This window comes from Enterobacter cloacae complex sp. Mu1197 (assembly GCF_040059225.1).
Lineage (GTDB): Bacteria > Pseudomonadota > Gammaproteobacteria > Enterobacterales > Enterobacteriaceae > Enterobacter > Enterobacter quasiroggenkampii.
Genome location: NZ_CP157375.1, coordinates 951,163 through 975,584, shown reverse-complemented (window position 1 = coordinate 975,584; position 24,422 = coordinate 951,163). Strand labels below are relative to the sequence as shown.

At 52.9% G+C, this 24,422-nt stretch carries 22 protein-coding genes and 2 pseudogenes; 13 read left to right on the top strand and 11 right to left on the bottom strand.

The window, feature by feature from the left end; genetic code table 11:
• Positions 1–49: 49 nt before the first annotated feature.
• On the top strand, positions 50–1,750 hold the full coding sequence (locus ABFV38_RS04550; RefSeq protein WP_111967273.1) for a lysophospholipid acyltransferase family protein: 1,701 nt from the start codon (positions 50–52) through the stop codon (positions 1,748–1,750).
• Between the two features lie 105 nt (positions 1,751–1,855).
• On the opposite strand, the gene tauD is transcribed toward ABFV38_RS04550, so the two are convergent.
• The 6 genes from tauD to mmuP form a co-directional block, all read right to left on the bottom strand.
• Positions 1,856–2,704 (bottom strand): taurine dioxygenase, encoded by an 849-nt coding sequence (tauD, locus tag ABFV38_RS04545; protein WP_063620912.1) that lies wholly within the window; start codon positions 2,702–2,704, stop codon positions 1,856–1,858.
• Entirely contained in the window at positions 2,701–3,528 is an 828-nt protein-coding gene (gene tauC / locus ABFV38_RS04540) for a taurine ABC transporter permease TauC (RefSeq protein ID WP_048225831.1), read from the bottom strand. Before tauC ends, tauD begins: the two co-directional genes overlap by 4 nt.
• Positions 3,525–4,292 (bottom strand): taurine ABC transporter ATP-binding subunit, encoded by a 768-nt coding sequence (tauB, locus tag ABFV38_RS04535; protein WP_069720213.1) that lies wholly within the window; start codon positions 4,290–4,292, stop codon positions 3,525–3,527. Before tauB ends, tauC begins: the two co-directional genes overlap by 4 nt.
• 10 nt (positions 4,293–4,302) lie before the next feature.
• A complete protein-coding gene (tauA, locus tag ABFV38_RS04530; protein ID WP_001018397.1) occupies positions 4,303–5,265 on the bottom strand; it encodes a taurine ABC transporter substrate-binding protein in 963 nt (320 codons plus the stop codon).
• A 206-nt stretch (positions 5,266–5,471) separates the two neighbouring features.
• A complete protein-coding gene (mmuM, locus tag ABFV38_RS04525) occupies positions 5,472–6,404 on the bottom strand; it encodes a homocysteine S-methyltransferase (RefSeq protein ID WP_348958630.1) in 933 nt (310 codons plus the stop codon).
• Positions 6,391–7,791, bottom strand: a complete 1,401-nt coding sequence (gene mmuP / locus ABFV38_RS04520) for an S-methylmethionine permease (RefSeq protein ID WP_348958628.1) — start codon at positions 7,789–7,791, stop codon at positions 6,391–6,393. The genes mmuM and mmuP overlap by 14 nt, the downstream gene beginning before the upstream one ends.
• Positions 7,792–8,154: 363 nt before the next feature.
• On the opposite strand from mmuP, the gene ABFV38_RS04515 reads away from it, so the two are divergent.
• Both ABFV38_RS04515 and ABFV38_RS04510 read left to right on the top strand, forming a co-directional pair.
• Entirely contained in the window at positions 8,155–9,264 is a 1,110-nt protein-coding gene (locus tag ABFV38_RS04515; RefSeq protein ID WP_167214419.1) for an AI-2E family transporter, read from the top strand.
• 119 nt (positions 9,265–9,383) lie between these two features.
• Positions 9,384–11,168 (top strand): diguanylate cyclase, encoded by a 1,785-nt coding sequence (locus ABFV38_RS04510; protein WP_348958626.1) that lies wholly within the window; start codon positions 9,384–9,386, stop codon positions 11,166–11,168.
• On the opposite strand, the gene ABFV38_RS04505 is transcribed toward ABFV38_RS04510, so the two are convergent.
• The gene (locus ABFV38_RS04505; protein WP_071884809.1) at positions 11,165–11,458 is read right to left on the bottom strand and encodes a hypothetical protein; all 294 of its coding nucleotides are present in this window, start codon (positions 11,456–11,458) and stop codon (positions 11,165–11,167) included. The genes ABFV38_RS04510 and ABFV38_RS04505 overlap by 4 nt on opposite strands.
• Positions 11,459–11,734: 276 nt before the next feature.
• Between ABFV38_RS04505 and ABFV38_RS04500 the strand changes: the two genes are divergently transcribed.
• From ABFV38_RS04500 to catA, 7 genes are all read left to right on the top strand, one after another.
• A complete protein-coding gene (locus ABFV38_RS04500) occupies positions 11,735–12,346 on the top strand; it encodes a flavin reductase family protein (protein WP_348958624.1) in 612 nt (203 codons plus the stop codon).
• Between the two features lie 162 nt (positions 12,347–12,508).
• Positions 12,509–13,582 carry a catalase family peroxidase gene (locus tag ABFV38_RS04495; RefSeq protein WP_348958622.1) on the top strand — a complete coding sequence of 358 codons (1,074 nt, stop codon included), beginning with the start codon at positions 12,509–12,511 and terminating at the stop codon, positions 13,580–13,582.
• Positions 13,579–14,166 carry a cytochrome b gene (locus ABFV38_RS04490; protein ID WP_348958620.1) on the top strand — a complete coding sequence of 196 codons (588 nt, stop codon included), beginning with the start codon at positions 13,579–13,581 and terminating at the stop codon, positions 14,164–14,166. Before ABFV38_RS04495 ends, ABFV38_RS04490 begins: the two co-directional genes overlap by 4 nt.
• Before the next feature lie 35 nt (positions 14,167–14,201).
• Positions 14,202–14,438, top strand: a complete 237-nt coding sequence (locus ABFV38_RS04485) for a hypothetical protein (protein WP_145974644.1) — start codon at positions 14,202–14,204, stop codon at positions 14,436–14,438.
• 127 nt (positions 14,439–14,565) lie between these two features.
• The gene (locus tag ABFV38_RS04480; RefSeq protein WP_048030045.1) at positions 14,566–15,060 is read left to right on the top strand and encodes a molybdopterin-dependent oxidoreductase; all 495 of its coding nucleotides are present in this window, start codon (positions 14,566–14,568) and stop codon (positions 15,058–15,060) included.
• Positions 15,061–15,077: 17 nt separating this feature from the next.
• Positions 15,078–17,009: an EAL domain-containing protein gene (locus tag ABFV38_RS04475; protein ID WP_348958618.1), complete on the top strand. Its 1,932-nt coding sequence runs from the start codon at positions 15,078–15,080 to the stop codon at positions 17,007–17,009.
• Between the two features lie 63 nt (positions 17,010–17,072).
• Positions 17,073–17,750, top strand: a complete 678-nt coding sequence (gene catA, locus ABFV38_RS04470) for a type A chloramphenicol O-acetyltransferase (protein WP_348958616.1) — start codon at positions 17,073–17,075, stop codon at positions 17,748–17,750.
• 314 nt (positions 17,751–18,064) lie between these two features.
• Here catA and ABFV38_RS04465 read toward each other — a convergent pair whose 3' ends face one another.
• From ABFV38_RS04465 to ABFV38_RS04455, 3 genes and pseudogenes are all read right to left on the bottom strand, one after another.
• Complete coding sequence (locus ABFV38_RS04465) at positions 18,065–18,364, bottom strand: hypothetical protein (RefSeq protein ID WP_025912594.1); 300 nt, start codon at positions 18,362–18,364, stop codon at positions 18,065–18,067.
• A 440-nt stretch (positions 18,365–18,804) separates the two neighbouring features.
• A pseudogene (locus ABFV38_RS04460) lies at positions 18,805–19,425 on the bottom strand (hypothetical protein); the annotation flags it as partial.
• Between the two features lie 510 nt (positions 19,426–19,935).
• Positions 19,936–20,052: pseudogene (locus tag ABFV38_RS04455) on the bottom strand (toxin); the annotation flags it as partial.
• A 146-nt stretch (positions 20,053–20,198) separates the two neighbouring features.
• Here ABFV38_RS04455 and ABFV38_RS04450 point away from each other — a divergent pair.
• On the top strand, positions 20,199–20,516 hold the full coding sequence (locus tag ABFV38_RS04450; RefSeq protein ID WP_348958615.1) for a zincin-like metallopeptidase domain-containing protein: 318 nt from the start codon (positions 20,199–20,201) through the stop codon (positions 20,514–20,516).
• Between the two features lie 208 nt (positions 20,517–20,724).
• Here ABFV38_RS04450 and ABFV38_RS04445 read toward each other — a convergent pair whose 3' ends face one another.
• Positions 20,725–22,005, bottom strand: a complete 1,281-nt coding sequence (locus ABFV38_RS04445; RefSeq protein WP_196352010.1) for a hypothetical protein — start codon at positions 22,003–22,005, stop codon at positions 20,725–20,727.
• A gap of 397 nt (positions 22,006–22,402) precedes the next feature.
• Between ABFV38_RS04445 and ABFV38_RS04440 the strand changes: the two genes are divergently transcribed.
• The gene (locus tag ABFV38_RS04440) at positions 22,403–23,458 is read left to right on the top strand and encodes a phosphotransferase (protein WP_348958612.1); all 1,056 of its coding nucleotides are present in this window, start codon (positions 22,403–22,405) and stop codon (positions 23,456–23,458) included.
• Positions 23,459–23,481: 23 nt separating this feature from the next.
• Complete coding sequence (locus ABFV38_RS04435) at positions 23,482–24,420, top strand: U32 family peptidase (RefSeq protein ID WP_196760027.1); 939 nt, start codon at positions 23,482–23,484, stop codon at positions 24,418–24,420.
• Positions 24,421–24,422: the final 2 nt, after the last annotated feature.

The following is a 24,422-nucleotide window of genomic DNA, read 5'->3' as shown; positions in this document are numbered from 1 at the left end:
CGACATCTGCGCCTTCTACTGTCTTCGCAAGACGGCAGGAGGAGTGACCATGTTTAGCCTCGATAGCGTTCTCGACGATCTTTGGCCTCAGGCGAGGCCCGCACCCTGGCAAAAAAGTCTGTTAAAAAGACTGTTCTACGAAGATGAATTTCAGCAATTTGCCGCAGCCCACCGCCACCTGAAAGGCCTGGATATGGTGGAGCAGGTTCTGGAACACCTGGATATTCTCTGCACCGTTTCCGCCCGCGATCTCGAACAAATCCCCGAACATGGCCCGCTGGTCATCATTGCCAACCACCCGACGGGTACGCTGGACGGACTGGCGCTGCTGTATGCCGTCTCCCGCGTGCGGCGCGATGTTAAAGTCGTGACCAACCGGATGCTGACCCACCTTGAGCCCCTCAGCTCGCTGTTTATTCCGGTGGACAATATGGGCGGCAGGACGGCGAAAACGTCTCTGGTGCAGATGGAACAGCATCTGCAAAACGCGGGCGTGCTGATCTTCTTCCCGGCAGGCGAAGTCTCCCGCCCCACGCGCAAAGGCATTCGCGATAAAAAATGGCACTCCGGCTTTATCAAACTTGCCGGCAAGCTGCGCGCCCCGCTGCTGCCGGTGCATATTCAGGCGCATAACAGCCTGCTCTTTTATGCCAGCACGCTGGTCTCCCCGACGCTGTCGATGCTGCTGCTGATGCAGCAGATGTTCCGCCGCCGCCACAGCCAGCTGCCGATCAAAATCGGCCAGCAGATTGCGTGGCATCACTGGCACAGCGCTACCCTTTCGTCGCGTGAGATGGCCGAGCAGTGCCGTCAGCACGTGATGCGTCTTGGCAAGGGAGTGCCCGGCGTCTTTAAAACCCAGTGCGCCATTGCCCGTCCGGAAGACCGGGCCACCCTGAAACGCGCGCTGGCGCAGGCCGAATGTCTGGGCAAAACCAGCGACGGTAAAACCATCTATCTTTGGCAGCGAAACGGTCAGGAAGACGCCCCGCTGCTGCGCGAGCTGGGCCGCCTGCGCGAGATTGCCTTTCGCGCGGTGGAGGAAGGGAGCGGCAAACGTCGGGACACCGACAGCTACGACGATGATTATCTGCACCTGATCCTGTGGGATGAGGACGATCTGGAGATCGTCGGGGCGTATCGCTTTATGCCGACGGCCATGCAGATCGAAAAGCGCGGCGTTGAGGGGTTGTACAGCTATAGCCTGTTTCACTACGACGACAAAATGCAGGACGTGCTGGAACACGGCATTGAGCTGGGGCGCAGCTTTATTCAGCCGCGCTACTGGGGGCGCCGCGGCCTGGACTATTTATGGTCCGGCATTGGCGCTTATCTGGCGCGTTATCCGCACTACCGCTACCTGTTTGGCCCGGTCTCGATTTCCGGTGGCTTACCGCCTGCCGCGCGGGATCTGCTGGTCGCCTTTTACCGCCTGTGGTTTCCGGCGACGCACCCGCTCGCCGCCTCGCGCCAGCCGTATCCCGCGTCCCTGCCGGACGTGCTGGCGCAGTTTGGCGGCGTGGATTACGTGGACGATCTGACGAAGCTGAAATCCCTGCTCGGCAATCTTGGCTGCGGCATTCCGCCGCTCTACAAGCAATATTCCGAGCTGTGCGAGCCCGGCGGCGTGCAGTTTATTGATTTTGGCAGCGACCCGGCATTCAACAACTGCGTCGACGGGCTGGTGCTGGTGGATTTGTGTTACCTGAAGGCGAACCGCTATCAGCGGTATATTGAGGCGCACCTTTAAATGTGCGGTATTTTGTAGGCCGGGTAAGGCGTAGCCGCCACCCGGCAATTGTGCACCGTTTTCGCCGGGTGGCGCTGCGCTTACCCGGCCTACGGGAGCGACGGGTTAAGGACGGTAAAACGGCTTATCGCCCAAAATCGTCGCCCGCTGCATAATCCGGCGCTGCGGCAGATAGTCCGCATTGGCATAATGCTGCGTTACGCGGTTATCCCAGATCGCCAGATCGTTCTCCTGCCAGCGCCAGCGCACCTGGAACTCCGGTTTGGTGATATGCGCAAACAGGAAACCTAACAGCGCCTCACTCTCTTTTTCCGTCACGTCCACGATGCGCGTGGTGAACCCTTCGTTCACAAACAGCGCCTGTTTGCCCGTCACCGGATGGGTCCGCACCACCGGGTGCAGCAGCGGAGGATGTTTCGCCACCGCTTCCTGCCAGCGCTGATGTTCCTCTTCCGTTTTACGGTACTTGTACTCCGGGAACGATTTTTTAAAGTCGTGCTCCGCCCGCAGCCCGCTCAGCAGCGTCCGGAACGGCGCGGAGAGCGCCTCATACGCCGCAATCCCGCTGGCCCACAGCGTATCGCCCCCCGTCTCCGGCAGCCGTTTCGCCGCCAGAATCGCCCCCGCAGGCGGCGTGTCGATGAAGGTCACATCGGTATGCCAGTTATCATTATCCGGCGGGTTATCATTGTGGGTGTCGAGGACGATAATCTCCTCCACCCCTTCCGCATGCGGATAGACCGGGTGGATATGCAGATCGCCAAAGCGCAGGGCCAGCGCGCGCTGCTGCTGCGGGGTGATCGCCTGCTCGCGCAGGAACACCACCTGATGGCGCAGCACCGCGTGGTACAGTTGCTCAAACTGGTTATCGCTCAGCGGACGGGTCACATCCAGGCCCGACACCTGCGCACCAATGTACGGCCCCAGCGGGGTGATGGTCAGACGTTCACTCATTGTATTTCTCCATGCCAGGGCGTCAGACGGCGCTGTAACGCGCGCAGCCCCAGTTCTAATCCGAAGGCGATCGCGGCGATCACCGCGATCCCTGCCAGCACCACGTCAGTCGCCAGGAACTCTCCCGCCGACTGCACCATAAACCCAAGGCCGCGCGTGGCCGCAATCAGCTCCGCCGCCACCAGCGTGGACCAGCCCACGCCAAGGCCGATGCGCAGCCCGGTTAAAATCTCCGGCAGTGCGCCCGGTAAAATCACGAACAGCAGCACCTGCGTACGGCTGGCTCCCAGCGACTGCGCCGCGCGGATCCGCACCTGCTGGGCGCTCTTCACACCCGCCAGTGCAGACATGGCCACCGGGGCGAAAATCGCCAGATAGATCAGCAGGATTTTTGACGTTTCACCGATGCCGAACCAAATCACCATCAGCGGCAGATAGGCCAGCGGCGGGACCGGGCGGTAAAGCTCAATCAGCGGGTCGAGGATGCCGCGCACCGTCGGGCTCAGCCCCATCGCAATCCCCACGGGAATGCCGATAATCACCGCCGCCAGCAGCGCCACCAGAATACGCGCCAGGCTGGCGCCTAAGTGCTGCCAGAGCGTGGCATCCATAAAGCCCTGCGGCCCGGCGATGGTAATGAGTTTGGCCAGCACCTGTCCCGGCGGCGGCAGAAACAGCGGGCTGACCCACTGCAGGGCAGCAACTGCCCACCACACCGCCAGCAGCACCAGCAGCGTGCCGACGCTCAACGTGATTTGACGTGAGAAAGGCCAGCGCAGCGCCAGACGCGTGCGGCGCGTTTTTTCACTGAAAACGATGCTCATGAGAAGGCCTCCCGCTGTTCAAACACGCGGCTTAAAACGTACTCACGCTGTTCGATAAACAGCGGATCGGATTTGATGCTGCGCACGGGTTCCCCCGCGACGTAGCGGCGGGCGAAATCCAGCGGCAAGCGCTCCAGCACGCGGCCCGGCCCCGGCGAGAGCAGCACCAGTTCGGTGGCCATAAATACCGCCTCTTCAATATCGTGGGTAATCAACAGCACCTGCTTGCCCGTCTCATGCCAGAGGCGCAGAAGCAGGGTTTGCATCTGCTCGCGGGTGAAGGCGTCGAGCGCCCCGAACGGCTCGTCCAGCAGCAACAGCTGCGGATTCGCTGCCAGCGCGCGGGCAATCCCGACACGCTGTCGCTGGCCGCCGGAAAGCTGCCAGATATAGCGTTTTTCCGCACCTTCCAGCCCCACTTTTTTCAGCATCGCCCGCGCCGTTTCCAGCCGCTGTTCACGATTAATACCCGCAAGCTGCAGCCCAAACGCCACGTTTTCCTGCACGTTGCGCCACGGGAGCAGGCCTTCATTCTGGAAGACCACGCCGCGCTCGGCGCCGGGGCCTTCCACCTTTTTGCCTTCCAGTTGAATGGAGCCATGCTGATAAGGGACAAACCCGGCGATCAGATTCAGCAGCGTGGTTTTTCCGCATCCGGACGGACCCAGCACCACCAGCAGTTCACCGCTGTCCAGCGTCAGGTTGATCTCCTCCAGCGCGGGTTTGCCACCGTAATCAGCAGACAGATTTGTAATATTCAGCATGGCGGACTCCTTATTTCACAAAACGATCGGTCACGTACTGGCTGTAATCCGTCGCTACCGCGGGCACTTTGCCCTGCTCTTTCAGGAAGGTGGCGGTATCAACAATCGCTTTGTTTACCGGCCCGGTCAGCTGCTGCACCTGCTGCGCGGGGGTCAGATAGGTATTGCCCTTCACCAGCCCCGGTACGTCCGCTTCCGGTACGCCGCTCAGGCGGGAGAGTTTTTCCAGGTTGGCGGGCTGCTTCAGCCATTCATCCGGGTTACTGATGTACGGCTGCTGGGCGTCAATCGCGCTTTTCGCGAAGGCTTTCACCACCTCAGGATGTTTCTCGGCGAAGTCTTTACGCACGACCCACACGTCGAGCGTTGGCGCGCCCCACTGGCCCACTTTTTCGGAGTCGGTCAGCACGGTGCCGTCTTTTTCCAGTTCGTTCACGGCCGGTGCCCACACATAGGCCCCGTCAATGTCGCCGCGCTGCCAGGCCGCAATAATCGCCGGCGGCTGGAGGTTGATGATTTGAACCTGGCCCGGCTTGATGCCCCAGTGTTTGAGCGCTGCCAGCAGGCTGTAGTGGGTGGTGGAGATAAACGGCACGGCGATGCGTTTGCCGATCAGGTCTTCCGGTTTGGTGATGTTTTTCTTCACCACCAGCGCTTCAGAGTTACCGAGCTGCGAGGCGAGCAGGAACACCTCAATCGGCACCTGCTGGCTGGCCGCGACCGCCAGCGGGCTGGAGCCGATATTGCCGATCTGCACGTCGCCGGAGGCTAACGCACGCACCACGGACGCGCCGCTGTCGAACTTGCGCCAGTCAACTTTCGCGCCGCTCTCTTTGGCAAAGGTGTTATCCGCCTGCGCGACTTTCGCCGGTTCCGCAGAAGTTTGATACGCGACGGTGACGTCCACCGCCTGCGCCTGAAATGCCCACAGCGCCAGTGCGCCGAGTAGTGTGATTCGCGATGAAATTGCCATAGTGCCTGCTCCCCTTGTTGTTATGAGGGCAGTATTTCCAACGCGGGAATTTTGATAAAGGAATAAAAATGAATCGCTCATAACGATTCGTTTTTAGATAAAAAGCGGGAAAGGATAGTTGGTTTTGTGCGTTTGTTTATGCCGGGTGGCGCTACGCTGTGCGATCCGTAGGCCGGGTAAGGCGCAGCCGCCACCCGGCAAAAAACTCAGCGCTTCGCGTTAAGCTCAGCAATATCCTTCGGCGTAGTGCGACAGCAGCCGCCAATCAGCTTCGCTCCGGCGTCCAGCCACTGGGGCAGATACCCCGCCAGCGTCTCGCACGCTTCGCCGTGGTGGTGCCAGGTTTTGGTCACCGCATCATAATGCTCGCCCGAGTTCGGGTAGACCACCAGCGGCAGCGGCGTCAGGCTTTGCAGATGCTTCAGCGCCGCCGTGGTGTTTTCCAGCGCGATGCAGTTAATGCCCAGAGCGACGATATGCGGAGAGTCGGCCAGCGCGCTGACTACGTCACGCAGCGGCGTGCCGTCGCTCAGGTGTTCACTGTCCCGCAGGGTAAAGGAGAACCACGCCCGGGCGCGGGGATACCCGGCCAGAAGGGCCGCCAGCGCCTTAATCTCGGCAAAAGACGGCAGCGTTTCGCAGGCCAGCAGGTCAGCGCCCGCATCCAGCAGCGCTTCCACGCGCGGACGGTGGAAGTCGGTGAAGGCTTCCGCACTGCGCACGTAGTCGCCGCGATACTCTGAGCCATCCGCCAGATAGGCACCATACGGTCCAACGGATCCCGCCACCAGCAACGTGCCCGCATGCGGATTTTCAGCCAGATACGCTTCGCGCGCCTTACGCGCCAGCTCCACGCTTCTGCCAATCAGGGCCCGAGACTGCGCCTCGTCCAGGCCGCGCGCCGCAAAACCCGCAGGCGTGGCCTGATAGCTGGCGGTGATCGCCACCTGCGCACCTGCGCGGTAATAATCAAGATGCACTTCGCGGATAAGTTCCGGGTTTTCCATCAGCACTTTGGCAGACCAGAGGTTGTCTGCCAGGTTACAGCCGCGCGCTTCCAGCTCCGTCGCCATCGCGCCATCCAGCACCACAAACGGCTGCTTTTCAAGGAGGGCGGTAAGCGGATTATTCTGCGACATGTTCGGGCTCCTGCGATGTCATATTTCGGGTCAGGTAGTAGGCACCATAACACAGGGCGACAAACGGAATCCCGCAATAAAGGGCAATACGCTGGCTTGGGTCAAACCACAGGCCGACACAAGCCACCACGCAGAGGATAAAACCGAGCACCGGTACCAGCGGATACCACGGCGCGCGGTACTGCAGCGCAGAGAGCGGCTGCCCGGACTGCAGATGGCGACGACGGAAAACGAAGTGCGACGCGCAGATGCTGATCCAGACGGCCACCACCGCAAAGCCAGAAATCGCCGAGAGCGCGACAAACACCGTGTCAGGCGCCACGACGCTTGAGAACAGCGCCAGCACGCCGCCGAGCATAGAAACCGACAGCGCCGTCAGCGGCACGCCGTTTTTATTTACGCGGGCAAAACAGCGCGGGAGCGTTTTCTCATTAGAGAGCGACCACAGCATGCGCCCGGAGGCGTACAGTCCGGAGTTCGCCGCCGACAGGATTGCCGTCAGGATCACAAAGTTAAAAATATCCGCCGCGTAAGGAATACCGACCTTTTCAAACACCAGCACGAACGGGCTCTTTTCCACGCCCGCCTGCTGCATCGGGATCAGCGCCGCCAGCACAAACACGGTGCCGATAAAGAAGATGATCAGGCGCGCAATGGTGGTACGGATCGCGACCGGAATCACCTTGTGCGGGTTTTCCGTTTCCCCTGCTGCGATACCGATGAGTTCGGTACCGGAGAAGGCAAAGTTCACCGCCACCATGGTCATCAGGATCGGCAGGGCGCCGTGCGGGAACCAGCCCTCGGCGGTGATGTTGCTTAAGCCCGGCGCGGGGGAACCGTCCTGCATCGGGATAAAGCCAAAGACCGCCGCGCCGCCAAGAATAATGAAGGCGATGATGGTGATGACTTTCACCAGGGAGAACCAGAACTCACCCTCCGCAAAGAAGCGCGTGGAAATGACGTTCAGGCCAAAAATCACCACGCAGAAGATCACGCACCACGCCCAGACGGGCACCTGTGGGAACCAGTACTGCATGCAGAACCCGGCGGCGGTAAAGCTCGACCCGAGCGCCACCGTCCAGGTGAGCCAGTAAAGCCACGCCACGGTATAGCCCGTCGCCGGGCCAAGATAGCGCGCGGCATAGACGTGGAACGCGCCGGTTTCCGGCATCGCCACGGAGAGTTCGCCCAGACACTGCATCACCAGCCAGACCACCAGCGCGCCGATCAGATAGGCCAGCAGCGTGCCCGCTGCCCCGGTCGTGGAAATGATGTAGCCGGTATTGAAGAATAACCCTGTCCCAATCACGCCACCCAGCGAGAGCATGATCAGGTGGCGTGTTTTCATGGTGCGCTTAAGCTGCCCATTTTCTTGTTGTGTTTGCATATTACCTTCTATACGTATGGACATCTAAACATCCAAAGAAGGTGTGTTATACCGCGATTGTTAATAAAAAGCTAGATGACCAGACGCAAACGGGCGCGCCGCGCGCTGAGTCTGGGGTGGGTTGTGAGGATGACATAGAGAATCGGACGCCAGGCCATAAGCACCTCCGCAAGCAGATACTTACAGCATGGTGCGGGAAAAGGCGATCTTCGGTCAGTCGAAAGTGGTATCAGTAAAGCGCGAAGTCATACCGTAACACTGCCCGCAGGACGGGTAAGGCGCAGCCGCCACCCGGTGCAAGGTTGGTAATTCTCACAATCGGTTCTATAGTCGTCACAGTTTCTTAGTAACCAGGAATGACTGATGCGCTTTAACGGACTGACTAAAGGTTTCTTTATTTTCATTCTCGCCCTCGTGACCTGGGCCTTCTTCGACGTGCTGTCGCCCTACTTCTCCGCGATACTGTGGGCCGCCATTCTGACCGTCATCTTCAACCCGGTAAAAAACAAGCTGCGCACCGCGCTGGGGGAGCGCAACGGGCTGGCCTCGCTGTTGACCATCGGCATTATCTGCCTGATCGTCTTTATTCCGCTGATGGTGATCCTCTCCTCGCTCGCCATTGAGCTGAATGTGGTTTACACCAAACTGCAGGAGAACAACACCCAGTTCCCGGAAGTGGTGGCGAGCATCTTCAACCACCTGCCTGACTGGGCCAGCGGCTTCCTCGCGGATCACAACCTGACCAACGCGGCGCAGATCCAGAAAAAACTCTCCGATGTCGCCCTGCAGGGCGGACAGTATCTCGCCGGCAGCGCGTTTCTGATTGGCAAGGGGACGTTTGGCTTTGCGATTAGCTTCGGCATCATGCTGTATCTGCTGTTCTTCCTGCTGAAAGACGGCCCGTATCTGGTACGCCAGATCCTCGACTCCCTGCCCCTGTCCGACTTCGCGAAGCAGCACCTGTTCGCCAAATTCGTCGGCGTGTCACGCGCCACGGTAAAAGGGACGGCAGCGGTGGCCGTGGTTCAGGGCATCCTCGGCGGGATTGCCTTTGCCATTGCCGGTATCGACGGCAGCGTGCTCTGGGGCGCACTGATGGCGTTCCTTTCCCTGGTGCCCGCCATCGGCTCGGCGATTGTCTGGGTGCCCGCCGCTATCTTCCTGTTCGCCACGCACCAGATCTGGCAGGGGCTGTTTATTGTCGGTTTCTTCGTGATCGTCGTCGGGCTGGTGGACAATATTCTGCGCCCGCTGCTGGTGGGGAAAGACACCAAAATGCCGGACTACCTGATTCTGATCTCCACTCTCGGCGGCATGGAGCTGTACGGCATTAACGGCTTTGTGATCGGGCCGCTCATCGCCGCGCTGTTTATCGCCTGCTGGAACCTCTTCTCCGGACGCGATCACGAAGGCAACGCCGAAGAGCTGGACGCGGATTTCATCGAAGAAGGAAAAAATCCTCCAGATTTGTAAGGACGTGACGATAAAGACCACACCAGGCGGCACTGTGCCGCCTTTTTTTTCGCCTTAAATCAGACGTTTTCTATAATTTGAAGAACGCCATCCTACTCATGTCGTAAAAGGATCATCTGGTGCGAATCGCGACGATAACAAACTGGGCCTATGGGGCCACGGTCTGCCTGACCATCGCCTCCGGCATCATCATGCTGATGGCGTCCAGTGCGGATACCCTCGAACGTCAGGCCGTTGAACAACGGCAGAAATTTGATCAGCTGACGGAAGATATCGAAACCGATATCTGGGCGCAGTCTGATTTAGCGCGGCTGTACGTCATTAAAAAAGATCCTCAGGTACTCAAGGAATATAACCAGGCAGAAAACAGCCTGAAGCGCATCGAGCTTCGGCTGGAAAAGCTGCAGGATAACGGCGCATCGGATGAAGAACTGGCCCTGCTGCATGAAGGAATAAAGATCGTCGATGAGCTGCAGGACGAACAGCAAACCGCCCTCGAAAGCCTGGAACGCGGTGAAGACGCCCAGGCCGTAGCCTTGCTCTATGGCCAGCCCTATGAGCAGGAGCTTGAGCGCGCGCAGAACCAGCTCGATCACTTCCGCCAGATACTCGACAAGCGCGTTATCGGCTCCGTAGAAGATGCGACAAAAAAATCGAAAGCGCTGCGTACCGCCTCTGAGCTGACGGTCGGCCTGACCGCCCTGCTGTTCCTGTTTGTACTCGGCTTTATATTAAAGCGCCGCGTGCTGCGTCCCGTGGTGCGCCTGAGCGACGTGGTGCACCGTCTGGCATCCCAGGATTACGCGGTTGAAACGCCCAATTTCAACCAGATCGATGAGATTGGCGATATGGCTCAGGCCATTAGCATCTTCCGTGAAAACGGCCTGGTGCGGCAGCGTCTGGAAAAAGAGCGCGATGCCGACTGGGCCATCCGCGAGCTGCTGGCGCGCATGACCCAGCGGCTGCAGGGCTGTGAGAACTTTAACGATGTGATTAACGTGGCGGAGCTGTTTGCCCCCAATATCGCGCCGGGGATCGCGGGCCGACTCTACGTCCTTGACCGCGAGCCGTGGCAGATGCGCTGCGTCGCGCAATGGCTTTCGCCGGTTGGTGAAGAGACGACGTTCCACCCGGACGAGTGCTGGGCCGTGCGTCGCGGGCAGAGTCACCCGCCGGTGAACGGCGAGCCGGATATTGCCTGTTATCATCTTCCGGCATCCCAGGCGGAAAGCGCGCTTTGCGTGCCGCTTATCGCTCAGGGTGAGGCCATTGGCCTGCTCTCCTTCCAGAATATCACGGCGGATAATGCCCCTTCCCGCGCATATCTGGAGCTGATGGCTGAGGCGCTCGGGCTGGCGCTGGCCAACCAGCGTCTGCGCGACGCGTTGCTGGAAAAAGCGTTGTTTGACCCGCTCACCGGCCTGCGTAACCGTCATCATCTGGAAGATACCCTGCAAACCCAAACGGCACAGGCGATACGCACTGGTGTGCCGTTAAGCTGCATGATGATTGATATCGATCACTTCAAGAGCATTAATGACCGTTTCGGCCATGAAGCGGGCGATCTGGTGATTAAAAGCGTGGCGTCAATTGTTCAGCGGGCCGCACATGACAACGGGCTGGCATTCCGCTACGGCGGCGAGGAGTTTCTGGTACTGCTTTCCGGTGCCGATGAAGCAGAAGCGTACGCCTGCGCGCAGAAGATTTACACTGGCGTGCATGAGCTGTCGATTCGCTACGGGCTGACCGAGATTGGGCCGGTGGACGTGTCGATTGGCATTGCCAGCTACCCACAACATGCCCAGACCGACAACCTGCTGCGCGCCGCGGATGTGGCGCTATACCGGGCAAAAGAGCTGGGACGCGCGCGGATTGTGAGTTTTGGGATGCTGGAGGCGGGTTAGCTATTATTTTCCCGCCACTGCTTTACCATCTCATCTGTTACTTCATTTTTATAACAAATGGGAGCATAGCCTCCCGCCTTACTCCATGCGCTGCGTCTCCCGCAAGCGCTTCCGTTTCTGGCCCGGTTAAAAGGACAAGCGCATACCCCGGGATAAGATGCTATCGACTCTGCAATAACGTTCTCTTTAACCTGTTCACTGGAAACTGAACTGTTTTTTGCCATGGCGATGTCCGCTACAAAAAAGCAGCACACAGCACAAAGCACCATCAGGAACGGTCTTTTTTTCATTTTTGATTCGTTTTAAGGAGGGGGTGCACACGATAGGCGGCGAATGAAAGAGACATCATGATTTAAGTCAATAAATCTGTTCCGGCAGGGACAACGAACCTTACGCGTTCTCGCAAAAGGTGGACACATTATGCACGTTCTCGCTCAGTTGGGTACAAGGCAGCTATTGCAGTTCCCCTGGGAATTTTAGCCTGCCGCGTTTTACTTCACGCTTCACCGAAGTAACGCACGTTAGCAAAACGTAGACTGGTCCTTCGTTAATCAGAGGATGATAAAATGAAAACCCAGCAGGTCGATTTTGCTTCTTTATATTTTGGTACACCGGTCGCCATTATCTCCAGCCAAAATCCTGACGGTTCAACCAACCTGAGCCCGGTCTCCTCGTGGTGGATCCTTGACCGGAATATCGTGTTCGGGCTTGGCACCTCCGGAAAGTGTTATGAAAATATCACAGGTAACCCCGATATTGTTCTGAACATACCGGACAGCAGGCTCTGGCAGAATATTGAAGCTATCGCAAATAAAACGGGAAAAGCATCGCCACCGGAATGGAAGAAAAAGATGGGATATGTTTTTGAACAGGACAAGTTTCGCTGCGGGAATTTCCATAAGGAAAAGGCGGTGACGATTAACTCCTTGAGAATTAAAGAGTGTCCTGTACAAATAGAGGCTAAGGTTTGCGGGATATCGCCCCTGACCGGTTCGCAGGGAAACCTGGTGTCCGTTGATGCCACGATAACCTGCGTCCACATATCTGAGGCATTATTAATTCATACTCAGAGAGGAGTAAAATTTAATGTGAAGAAATGGAACCCCCTCTATTATCTATTTCGCCACTATTTCTCGCTGGGTCACCGACTCGGTCACAACTTCCGACACGATGAGTAACCCGGTCTTTTTGACAGCGGAAAGGTTTAAACTTTTCGTGATATTCTTTCTTTACGCCCCTTAGTTCCTATACTCGAGCCATATTCGCCACTGTATTAACACCTGTCACGCGCAATACGTTGCGCATGACAGGTGAAGATATTTTGTTCTGGAAAAACGTCTATGTCGAAACTGGATTTGAGGTCCAAAAAAACCTGGGGCGCGCTGGCAGCGATCGCCGTTGTCGCCGGTACGCTGGCATCTGCTTTTGCATGGACGGCGGGCTGGCTTGGGTCACGCACGGTCAGCCAGGCACTGGTAGGGGAAACACCGAAACCCTTCCCGCCGGGTTTTCGCCGCGCGCATGGAAAAGGCATCTGCTTTGCCGGCACCTTTACGCCAAACGGCTCGGCGGATTCCCTTTCAACCTCCCGCCTCTTCTCACAGCAGGAAGTGCCCGTAGTGGGTAGATTCTCTATTGGTACCGGCGATCCGCATGCCCCGGATAGTACGACCAAAACCCTGAGCATGGCGCTACTGCTAAAAACAGATGACAAGCAACAATGGCGGATGGCGATGAACAACGAGCCTTTCTTCGCCACGCACAGCCCGGAAGGTTTTCTGGCCTTGCGAAAAGCCACGGCCGTTGATGCGGCCACCGGGAAACCGGATCCGCAGCGTCTCAAAGACTTTTTAAAAGCGTACCCGGAGGCGGAGAAATACCTTAAATGGGCGGCACAAAAACCCGCACCCGGCAGCTTCGCAGGCGCGACGTTTTACAGCATTAACGCCTTTTACCTTGTGAACGCGCAGGGGGAACGTCAAGCCGTTCGCTGGATGATGCTTCCGCACGAGCCTTTCCTGTCGATAAGCAATGAGCAACGACAGAAAGCCGATGATAACTTCCTGTTCGAAAACCTGCGTCAGCGCCTGGCGCAGAAGCCACTCTACTGGGATTACGTTTTGCAGCTCGCACAGCCGGGCGATCCGGTGGATGACCCTTCCCAGCCATGGCCGGACGATCGCAAAAAGGTGGTAGCCGGCACGCTGGAAGTGACGCGGGTCGAAGCACAATCCACAGGCGCGTGCCGCGACGTTAACTTTGATCCTTCTGTCGTTCCTGCAGGCGTTGCGGTGTCTGATGATCCCATCTTAAACGCCCGCTCCGCGGCCTACTCCCACTCTTTCAGCCGCCGCGAGCGGGAAATCGGCTACGGCAAAGCCACCGAAGCCGTGCAAAAGCAGGAGGTAAAATGAGCTCAAATAAAGACAGGCGAGAGCACGCGCCGCAGCATTTCAATACCCTGGCGCGAAGCCTGCACTGGCTGATGGCGGTGATGATCCTGGCCATGCTTTTCATCGGTGTCGCGATGATGACGTCGTTACATCACCGGATTTGGCTAATCGACCTCCACCGGCCGCTGGGGATCGCCATTTTACTGCTGGCACTGGTTCGTCTGGTCAACCGGCTCCTGAGCCGGACGCCCCCACTTCCTGCCGATTTGCCCGTCTGGCAGGTGCTTGCCGCAAAGGCATCACACTGGATGCTGTATGGGTTAATGCTGGCAATGCCGCTGCTGGGCTGGGCGCAACTGTCGGCAGCGGGCCTGCCAATTGTCATGTTTGATGGCGTCAACCTGCCGGCAATTGTCCCGACCAGTCCGGCACTCTTTGCCTGGTGTCACGACGCCCATAGCCTTCTGGCAAAGTTGCTTTTTGCCGTGGTGCTGGTCCATCTTTCCGCCGCACTCGTTCATGCGTGGATCTACCGGGACGCAGTGTTTGCCAGCATGGCGAAAGGGGGTAAGCCGGCGTCAGCCATCCGGGATGACCTGAAGTAAGGCAAGCGCCAGGGACACGCACAATCAGAATGTTCGTGTCCTCGCTTATCATCGCCATCCTGAAACAGCCACACAACCGGGGCGCGTATTTAGCCGCTAAATTCCGCGCGCCAAAAAGCCATGGACACCCCACAATTATCGTGGAAGATAATATCTCTCAATTAAAGCGATTATTTTTTAAACAGAAGAGCATTTATGCCCGCAATTTTAGCTTTTATCAAAAAGTTAAGCGTCGCTCGCGTATCAAACACCCTGACACCCGCAACACATAACTCATTGATTAAAATGACTTTACATCAATAAAAACGATAAAAGCCCCTACTCCCCAACAAAATATATCAACTCGTGTGATATCTAAATTATAATTCTTATACTTCTGTTAAAAAGGTGGAGGTCAAAATGCGATTAACCCTACTGCTGTTATGCTGTCTGGTACAAAGTGTAACCTGGGCTGGCGACCTGCCAAAACCAGTTGGTAAACCCATTTTAACGATTTACGGTAATATAGAAAATACCAACGAAAATGGAAAAGCAGTGTTTGATCTCGCCAGCCTTGAAAAACTCGGAGTAGTGAGTTTCGAGACGACCTCTCCCTGGTATAACGGTCGTACGAAGTTTGAGGGTGTCCCCATGAGCAAGCTCATGGATTATGTGGGTGCAAAAGGTACGAACGTGAATGTTATTGCGCTCAATGATTACTCAACCATCATCCCTCTCAGCGACTTTAAAAAATACAACGCCATCCTTGCCTTAAAGGTCAATGGCGAATATATGCGCATCCGCGATAAAGGCCCATCGTTCATTGTATACCCCTATGACAGTCTTCCTGAGTTGAATAATCAGATTTATTACTCACGATCAGCATGGCAGGTAAGCAAAATGAAGATTGAGTAGCCGTTCAGGAGAACATAATGAACAGGATACTGGTTGGTATCATTTTTTCTCTTTTTATCACGACAGGATATATTGCATACCTTGTTTATGATCGACAGCAGGAATTGCAAAAACTGACTCAATACACTGAGTCCTGGTCCGTGGCACAACTGGTATCAGAGTATTACCGTTTTGAATCATGGCTTGGTCTATACGCAACCGATACTGATGACGTTACGATAGACCAGGTCCGCATGCGCCTCGAAATTATGCTCAGTCAGGGCGATTTAATGAAGGGGGGCGATTTAGGTCGCTACATTGACAGCGATAAAACGCATCAGGAACTCGCTTTACGCTTAGAAAAAATACTGGCCTATCTGGATAGTCATCTTGAAAAAATGAGCCATCCGGAGTTACAGGCGTACCTGACAAATATGCATGAGCTCGACGCACCGCTCAGCCAGCTGTCTGCAACGGCATTAACAAAAGATATTAACACGGTTAATGAATCCAACACCAAAATACAAATCCTGTATTATATTTATTCCGCACTTTCTTTGCTTCTGGTGATTTTAAGCTTTATTCTTGGCTTCTTAATGATCTACCAGAATAAAAACATTCTGAAAGCACACATGCAGGTTAAAAGCCTGGCTGATGAACTTCAAATATCAAAAGAAAAACTGCAAATTCAGAACTCGAAGCTGGAGTATGATGTTTATCATGACTCCCTCACCGGCATGAAAAACCGCCTTTTCTTCTGGGACGATCTCAACAAAATTAATCTTCAGGCAGATAAAAACCACGTCCCCGTCACCGTAATGTTATTTGATTTAGACCGCTTCAAAGAGGTCAACGATACCTATGGCCATGATACGGGAGATTTGTTGCTGAATCAGGTATCCCGACGGCTGACCTCAATGAGCAGCGCAACGGATACGTTTTACCGTTTGGGCGGCGATGAATTCGCCCTTCTCTCCAGCGGACTCACGGAAACCGCCGCCGTTTCGCGCGCCAAAGAAATCAGCGATCACATCAGCCAGCCCTATACGATTAATAACCAGCTGATAAAAATTGCCACCTGCGTGGGCATCGTTTTATCTGATAATGAACGACGCTCTGATTATCTTTATAAATTTGCCGATCTGGCCCTCTACGAAGCGAAAAAAGAAGGTTCGCAGCAGATCAAGGTCTTCCGGCAGTGGATGCTGCAAAGACTGCAGGAAAGCAGGACCCTTGAACATGATATGGCTCTGGCAATCGATCACAATGAATTCGTTGTGTACTACCAGCCTATTGTCGATTCGTTCAGCAATGAAATTTACGGCTATGAAGCGCTTATTCGCTGGATACACCCGGTGAAAGGGATACTCGCGCCAGATTATTTTATTTCCGTCGCTGAAAAAACGGGGATGATCAATGAGATCGGCAAGTCGGTGCTTGAGATGGCCTGCCGGGAAGCGGTGTCCTGGGCGGTGCCGGCCAGGATCTCGGTGAACGTCTCACCCGTTCAGCTAGGCACGAAATCGTTTACCACGATGGTGCAGTCAATTCTGAAAGAGACGGGGCTACCGGCCAACCGACTCGAGTTAGAGGTAACAGAGTCTTCACTCTTCAGTGACAGCAACATGCCGATCACCATTCTCAAAAAGCTCCGGGCACTGGGTGTCAAAATTTCCATCGATGATTTCGGAACGGGATATTCCTCGCTCTCGCGACTGAGTGAACTTAATTTTGATAAAATTAAAATAGATAAATCCTTTGTGAATCCGATATCCACGCAGGATGATGCCCTTAATATCGTTAAGTTAATTACCGGGATGGCGAAGAGCCTCAACATGCGGGTCATTGCAGAGGGTGTTGAAACCGAAGCGCAGCTTGAACGTCTTCAGGCGCTTGGTTGCGATCTCGTGCAGGGATACCTGTTCGGAAAACCACAGGCTGAGATTGACAGGAAGATTAGATACGGTTGAAATGGTTGTGCGGTTTTTTCTGGCCCAAAATCACGTAGATGGTTGATAATCAAAGGTTAAACAATGAAAAAAACAACCCCGGAGTATACGCCTGTTGATTTATCTCGTTGGCCAAGGAAGGAGCATTTTGACGTCTTCCAGTCATTCGCTGAATGCACAATTAACCAAACCGTTCTGATCGACATTACCGCGCTGCGAAAACATATCAAAGCGGTGGGCTGGAAGTTTTACCCGACGATCATTTTTCTCCTGTCTAACATCATGAACCGGCATCCTGAGTTCCGTATGGCCATGAAGGACAATGAGCTTGTCATATGGAATGAAGTTCATCCCAGCTACACCATTTTCCACCCAGAAACGGAGACGTTTTCGTCATTGTGGAGCCACTATGACGGCAATATTTATCACTTTCAGAACACGTATGCAGAAGATACGGCCCGCTATGGAAATAGCCTTTCCTACTGGCCTAAGGAAGAGTCACGGGAAAATGTCTTTTTCGTCTCGTCTATTCCGTGGGTAACGTTTACGAACTTTACGATGAACATTGCGCATATGAAGAACTTCTTTTCGCCTATGTTCACGTTTGGAAAATACTACGAGCAGGATGGAAAAGTGCTATTGCCGCTCGCGGTGCAGGTTCATCATTCGGTGTGCGATGGCTTCCATGTGGCAAGGATGTTTAATGAGTTGCAGGAGATGTGTGATGGTTTGTCGGAGCTGTCAGAGGAACCTGGCGCATGATGCGTAAGAAGTGCTGATGGTTTCCATCTGCAGGAGTGGGTGTGAGAAGCCTACCGGGCTTTCATTATTTTATGCGCTTTCCATGTGAGGCCACAAGGGCCATAGAAATCTGCGTTCCTGCACGTTATGGAGACGGCACACTGCGCCACTATCGATGAGAATGTCTGCCGGGAACGCTGCCCAAAGGGCAGGTTCTTTTCGGGGGCATCGATGCTGACGAGACGAACACACCTGAGGCTGTTGTAAGGTTCTGCGCTTCCCCTGTCAGGCTGGAGGCGTACCCAATAATTTACTGACGGCGCTGGAAACTAACGCTATGGTAAATCACCTGCTTTTAACAAAACGATTGCATGGTCAAGCTGCTTGTAGAGTTTGTGTCTCAAATCGTCTAACTCGTCATTTTCCCGAATGAGAGGTATGCCATTTTTATGAAGAACAATATCGTTAAATGATCCCATCCCGCCGTAGAGTTTTTTCAACGAGTAAATGGATGACTCGCAATCAACATCGAGCTCAATGGCTAGTTTTTCGAATGTTTTTGCCCATGAATCCTCATCATTTGAGGAGAGGATTTTGATGATATCAGTTACCGTTTTCTTTATTTCATTTTTCATTTCAAACCACCACTTCCAAGTATCTTAACGCCAGGTATTTTCCACGGGGTAGGTATCACAACTTGCTCAGAGCCACCGGAAAAAAGGTCTGTTTGATAGCCAACTTCTCCAACATATACTTTCGTTCATGCGGGTATTTGTATCTTGTGATAGCTATCAAGAGGGGATTCACTTCCGTTAGGCCATTTGGGGAGCAGAGCCTTATCTATTCTGGTCTGGAGCACTCCCTGAGGTTGTTCATATCCGAAAAACTGACCTAATGGTCGGCCCTCAATACCACCTCTGTAGAAACTCGTGTCTGTTGATAGCGTGATCTCTTTATATGTACCACTGGAGAAGGTTGCAGCCAGCTCTTTAGGTAATGGTCCGGGTTTTATCATCGAGTATTCACCCTCGACTTTTCCCAGAACATGAAGATTGCTAAGCTCACTCGCCGTTCCCAGTCTGCCCAGGCCAAGGCCCGCAGCAACAGAAGCACCAGCGATAATCAGCCCTTTATTATCCATAACCTGATCGTAACCCGCCGGTGCATCACCACCGAGCTGCTGCGCGGTCTGACGGAATCCCTCGATATTGCCATTATAGATCCCGCCCGCGGCCAGCAACCGACCGGCAGTTTTGCTGTTGAGGGTTTTTGCGGCCTGGGCATGTTGCACCGGTGCCGCATGGCGGACCTGATATCTCGGGCGTTTGAGTTGCCGGGACAGGATGTGTCGGAGTCGAGTTTGAAGGAACAAAGGCAGGTCATTGCGAAGGTCACCGGATGTCGTCAGCACGCCCGAAATGGCATGGCCGGTGATGTCTTTTCTCAGCAGAACGAGCTTACCGGATTTGATGTCGTCGAGCATGTCACGGTATGCCATCCAGGGATGTTGCCAGTGGTATAGTTGATACCGGTTGACAAACCGGGTGTAGCCCTGTGGCAAATTCCACTCCTGAATGATGCGGTTAGGCCTTGCAGTATCTGCGAGGTCTCCTGCCGCCGTATCCGGGTGAATAATGTGAGGAATGTCCTCAAGGTAGATGTCATCCAGTGACATTGCCTGGCTGTGATGAAGCATATTGCCCCTTTTACGCTGCCATTATGCGCCACATTATCGCTCATTCCGGAAATCTGGCAAAGACACGAATATAGCAGGTAATGGCCAGTTGTGTGGCTGTAAGCAACGGGTTCTGCACGCTGAGAAGAAAGCACACTGCTTGCGGAAGATGACAGACATCCCACATTAGCGCCCCATCCGAACGCAAATGATGACGAAGATCTGTTTGTTGTTTAACCACGGACGGCGCAAACCGAACAGGAACATATACACAATCCTATACAGATTCAGCATCGATTTTACTGGAAGGTTACGGAAAATAATGGACTAAAAAGCATTTAAATCAGGGACTTTATGGATGAATACAGACGTTTGAGGAGATAATAGGAACATAACACAACCTATAGAACCATTGATAAGTATAGATATTTTCTTGTTTAATCTTTATAAATGCCCCCTTTTGTGCCCCCATTTTGTTTTTTATGCGTTCACAGACCGTACAAATCTTCTCGGCTCTTGAAGTCTTTCTCACTACAGCGATCGGCTAAGAACAATATTACTTACTTCCCGATACGAACAACTGTTCATTAATCCGCATGCTCTCCTGGCATGAAGGATATCTGTAACGGTCAAATATGGCACTTGTACGGTATCTCGATAGTCATTGCCAGAGGTCTGGCGAATCAGGAAGCATTATAGGACGTCCTGCTTCTCGATGCGCTTCCGCAGACGCACATTACATTTGACCCGCTATCGCAGGTGGTGGCCCTGATAAAGCGTACCGGTGCGAAATTATGGAAAGAGTACGCTCGGCGTTTTACCGGCCTGCGGCGGATGAGACCGTCTTATCGGCTCGGTTTCGCTTCAAAAAGGCAGATAATTTCTACGCCACGATACTACATGAGCTGGTTCACTGGGCGGGAGCGGCGCACAACTTAAATCTTATTCACCCTACCCGCTTCGAATCAGAGGAATATGCTTTTGAGGAACTAATTGCCGAGCTGGGCCGTGCATTTTTAATAGCCTACTTAGGCGTACCGGGGGAGGTGCAGCATGAGCGCTATCATGTGCCATGGCTGATTTCCTGTATCCTATTTGTAATTACCACCTGAACAACAGACCGGCTGCGCGGTGTATTGATCCCCCTACGCGCTGAAGGAAAACTGATCCTGCAGCACCCAACGTTCAGCTCCATTAACTGCGTATAGACAAAATTTAACGCAAGTGTAATAGGTGGAAAGTATGCGCCTCTCCTGTGTTTGACAATGTAAATATGCTGCCTGGGTAGCTGCGACAGGTCATTTACAAATAAATAATTCACTACATGCCTTTTGGCAACTCTTTTGCCCCAGCAAATACAAGGTCGCGTGATGCTTCTGCGATGCGGATCCCCTCATTGAATTTTGCACTCCGCTCAGCGCGTGCCAGCGAACCGATTTTGAACTGACCAACCCCCAAGCCTACCGCAAGGTGCATTACAGCTGTATCCTCGCTGTCAATAGAGCGCCCTGCCATGATGGCTCCCCAGCCTTTGCTTCGCGCATGACTTAACGCTGAAATCGTCTTTGTTAAGGTGCCAGACTTTGCCGGCTTGATCATGATGGCATTGCACAGTAAAGCTGCATCCTCGGACTGCACCAGTCGCGGATCGGAATCCAACAGATCGTCGCTGATAATTTGTACTTGCTTGCCTGACAGCTGCATCAACTTACGATATCCCGCCCTGTCTTCTACCGCCAGCGGGTCTTCAAGTGACATGATCGGAAATTCTTTGATCAACGAAGTCAATGTTGCAATGTAGTCATCTGAAGTCTGACCGCAACCTTCATTTCCGTTCAGCCAGTAATGGCCTGTCTCGTAAAAACCATCTGCTGCGAAATCGATTGCTATGCCAATATCTTTACCAGCCGTAAGACCCGAATGCGCAACGGCTTCGCTTACCATCTCTAAAGCATGGCGAAAATGGTCGTAGCTTGGCCAAAGTCCCCCTTTTTCACAGAGCCCTGTGGGTTTTCCTGCCTTCACCAGCTGATTTTTAATACGCTGAAATATTTCTGCCCCGATGCAGAGTGCATGCTGATAGTTTTCTGCGCCGGGGGCAATCACCATTACATCCTGTACTGTTGAAGCATAAGATGCATGAGCACCACCGCCGAATATTTCAATTTCTGGCAACGGCATAACGGGTTCAATATATTCTTGTTGAATGTATTTCCATAACGGAATGGCATAGTACCTGGCAGCAAGGTCCGCAACCGCAATAGAAATTGCTGCAGTGTCAGCATGCGAGAGTTTATTATTTTGTGTACTTAAGCTCAAAATAGAGTCAATGATAAGTTGGTTGTCGATACGCTGTCCCAGCAACTGCGGGGTGAGTATTTTGTCAATGTATTGGATTTTACAATCCAGCATTTTATGTAAGTTGGCGCATATGTTTTCGCTATTTAATATTGGGTCAACATAACCACCTGACAGACCCGACTGCGTAATAGCTCTGGCTGAGATCCGTTTATCAATAAAAACCTCAATCTCAAGCGCGGGCAAGCCTGAAGAACTCCAGACCTTACGTGCTATTAATGCAGTGATAGCTGTTTTCACCATGGCTATTGGTCTCGTTGTAACTTGCGGTTAGATAAGTAAGTTCATATGGGAAATGTTTGCCAAAAGAATGCTAAAAGAAAAAGGCTATTAGTCAAAAGATTAATACCTATGAAAATTAGGAGGGTCCCATTAACACCCGAGTTAAAGTGATTATGTTCACATTTAATTTCATAATTAAAAATTATGACCAAAATATATCTTTTAAAAAAATCATAAAAAACAGCAGGCTGCATTAGCCCCCTACTATTTTTGGCATAAGACAATTCTTAAGTTTTTTTTGCATTTTAAAGAAATGTAAATAAAATGCTTTACATGTTAAATATCACCTTGTAGATTCAAATTCGCTCACTGATACAGCTTGTAAATAACAAACGCCAAAATCCAACCGGACAATGTTATGGCTCTAATGGATACCGATATGCCATTTCCCCATGCTGGGGGAATTGTAGAAATTGATTCTGATGAAGTTGATTACGTGCTTGAGTTAATGAATGGCACTGGCATTGAATTGTTTTCCAGCCAAAATGTAAGACGACTTCAGGGAGGCGTTTCCTCCGATGTATGGCTTATGGATTGCCTGCAAGGGAATAATCTTAAGCGTTATGTTATTAAACAGCCTTTAGCAACATTACGGGTTCAGAAGAACTGGTCAGCCCCGCTAAAACGAGCATTATATGAGAATTTATGGCTGGAAATGGCCAGCCGTGTGTCAGCGGAAAGTGTTCCTCACGTTTATTATTTTGATGAAAAAAAACCGCTATTAGTGACTCAGTACATAGACGTTACGGAAGCTGAAGTCTGGCAAAGGCAGCTGTTCTCTGGGCGGTTCGACTTGCTATTTGTTCAACAATTAGGTGAGCAAATTGCCATTTTTCACGAGATGACGGCAGGTAGCCAGAATTATGCCAGAGAGTTTAATAGTGCTGACATTTTACGTGCGACGCGCATTGAGCCATATATCTTTGCACTGATCGACACATTTCCAGACATGAGTGAACGCCTCGTTGAGATTGGCGAGTCGGTTCTGGCGAATCGTATCTCGGTGATACATGGGGATTTGAGTCCAAAAAATATTCTTAATCGTGATTCGAAACCCGTTTTTTTAGATGCAGAATGTGCCTGTTATGCTGATCCGGCTTTTGATATCGCATTTTGTATTAATCATTTGCTATTAAAATTTTATCGGTTAGGGGATGCCCGTTTTATCTTGATGTCCAGACTGCTTGCTACGTCATATCTGCAAAAAGTGAACTGGGAAGATCGTACGGGACTTGAGAAACGGATAGCGGCACTCATTCCAGTACTGATGCTGGCAAGAGTTGACGGGAAGTCAACGCTGCACTATCTGAATGAGTGCCATAAAAATACAATTAGAAAGAAAGCCCTTAACCTTTTAACTAAGAATCTGTTTTCTCTTGATTTCATTTTTAACGAAGTTGCATTCACACATTAGTTTTCATACAGGAAGGATTAAATATGAGCTTAAAACGTAGTGCTGATAAAGCGCGGACTATTCTCCGTGATAATGGTTTTCCTTTTTCTGATGATGTGACCTTAGAGCCTTCGGGGCGTTCATTTCCGAAGGGGGGGCAATATGGTGTAGAAATACCTGCAGTCAATAATCTGATGATGCTGGAAACAATAGTCTCGGCACTGCGCGAAAGCGAAATCTATTGCACCCGGTTTAATGAAACGCATGGCTCTTTTTTGCGTTCCGACCGTGAAATTAAAGAAATGCTACAACTGTGTCATGAAAATAACTATGGCATGCTCTTCGGTCTGGGACCGCGCCCGGAATATGATGTTAAGTCCTCTTTTTACCGTACCGAGTTCGGAATGGAACAGGGTCGCCAGCTCAATAACAATGATGCCATTTCGCACTCCATTGAAGAAGCGCTGCGCTTGAGTGAGCTGGGCTGCCGTGGCCTCATCGTTTACGATCCGGGTGTGCTGTTTATTCTTAATGAGCTTCGTAAAAAAGAGATCCTGCCTGCAAATATGAAGTTTAAAACGTCCTCACATTGCATGGTAACCAACGCTATTATTGCTCGTCTGATGGCTGATGCGGGGGCTGACAGTATTACTACAGCCCATGATCTTTCTCTCGCTACGATGTACGAAATACGACGTTTCAACCCGGACCTGGTGATTGATATTCCGATTGATGTCTATGCATCAAAAGGTGGGTATCTGCGTTTCTATGAAGTGGGTGAACTGGCTCAGATTGCTGCCCCGATGTATCTGAAAGTCGGCGCAAGCGCTCAATCCCATCCTTATGACAGCGTTGGTGCGCCGGTTGCCAAAGAACGTGTGCGTCGCCTGGGCCTGGTACTGGATCATCTTCAGCAGGTTGCACCTGAACTACAAAAAATTGACCACGCAGATCCTACGGTTTGCTTACCACAGCAGATGTAATG

What these genes read in the sequence shown, in the direction of transcription:
- ABFV38_RS04550 (WP_111967273.1), top strand. Translation starts at nt 50, where the DNA reads ATGTTTAGCCTCGATAGCGTTCTCGACGATCTTTGGCCTCAGGCGAGG.
- tauD (WP_063620912.1), bottom strand. Translation starts at nt 2,704, where the DNA reads ATGAGTGAACGTCTGACCATCACCCCGCTGGGGCCGTACATTGGTGCG.
- tauC (WP_048225831.1), bottom strand. Translation starts at nt 3,528, where the DNA reads ATGAGCATCGTTTTCAGTGAAAAAACGCGCCGCACGCGTCTGGCGCTG.
- tauB (WP_069720213.1), bottom strand. Translation starts at nt 4,292, where the DNA reads ATGCTGAATATTACAAATCTGTCTGCTGATTACGGTGGCAAACCCGCG.
- tauA (WP_001018397.1), bottom strand. Translation starts at nt 5,265, where the DNA reads ATGGCAATTTCATCGCGAATCACACTACTCGGCGCACTGGCGCTGTGG.
- mmuM (WP_348958630.1), bottom strand. Translation starts at nt 6,404, where the DNA reads ATGTCGCAGAATAATCCGCTTACCGCCCTCCTTGAAAAGCAGCCGTTT.
- mmuP (WP_348958628.1), bottom strand. Translation starts at nt 7,791, where the DNA reads ATGCAAACACAACAAGAAAATGGGCAGCTTAAGCGCACCATGAAAACA.
- ABFV38_RS04515 (WP_167214419.1), top strand. Translation starts at nt 8,155, where the DNA reads ATGCGCTTTAACGGACTGACTAAAGGTTTCTTTATTTTCATTCTCGCC.
- ABFV38_RS04505 (WP_071884809.1), bottom strand. Translation starts at nt 11,458, where the DNA reads ATGAAAAAAAGACCGTTCCTGATGGTGCTTTGTGCTGTGTGCTGCTTT.
- ABFV38_RS04500 (WP_348958624.1), top strand. Translation starts at nt 11,735, where the DNA reads ATGAAAACCCAGCAGGTCGATTTTGCTTCTTTATATTTTGGTACACCG.
- ABFV38_RS04495 (WP_348958622.1), top strand. Translation starts at nt 12,509, where the DNA reads ATGTCGAAACTGGATTTGAGGTCCAAAAAAACCTGGGGCGCGCTGGCA.
- ABFV38_RS04490 (WP_348958620.1), top strand. Translation starts at nt 13,579, where the DNA reads ATGAGCTCAAATAAAGACAGGCGAGAGCACGCGCCGCAGCATTTCAAT.
- ABFV38_RS04480 (WP_048030045.1), top strand. Translation starts at nt 14,566, where the DNA reads ATGCGATTAACCCTACTGCTGTTATGCTGTCTGGTACAAAGTGTAACC.
- ABFV38_RS04475 (WP_348958618.1), top strand. Translation starts at nt 15,078, where the DNA reads ATGAACAGGATACTGGTTGGTATCATTTTTTCTCTTTTTATCACGACA.
- catA (WP_348958616.1), top strand. Translation starts at nt 17,073, where the DNA reads ATGAAAAAAACAACCCCGGAGTATACGCCTGTTGATTTATCTCGTTGG.
- ABFV38_RS04465 (WP_025912594.1), bottom strand. Translation starts at nt 18,364, where the DNA reads ATGAAAAATGAAATAAAGAAAACGGTAACTGATATCATCAAAATCCTC.
- ABFV38_RS04450 (WP_348958615.1), top strand. Translation starts at nt 20,199, where the DNA reads ATGGAAAGAGTACGCTCGGCGTTTTACCGGCCTGCGGCGGATGAGACC.
- ABFV38_RS04445 (WP_196352010.1), bottom strand. Translation starts at nt 22,005, where the DNA reads ATGGTGAAAACAGCTATCACTGCATTAATAGCACGTAAGGTCTGGAGT.
- ABFV38_RS04440 (WP_348958612.1), top strand. Translation starts at nt 22,403, where the DNA reads ATGGCTCTAATGGATACCGATATGCCATTTCCCCATGCTGGGGGAATT.
- ABFV38_RS04435 (WP_196760027.1), top strand. Translation starts at nt 23,482, where the DNA reads ATGAGCTTAAAACGTAGTGCTGATAAAGCGCGGACTATTCTCCGTGAT.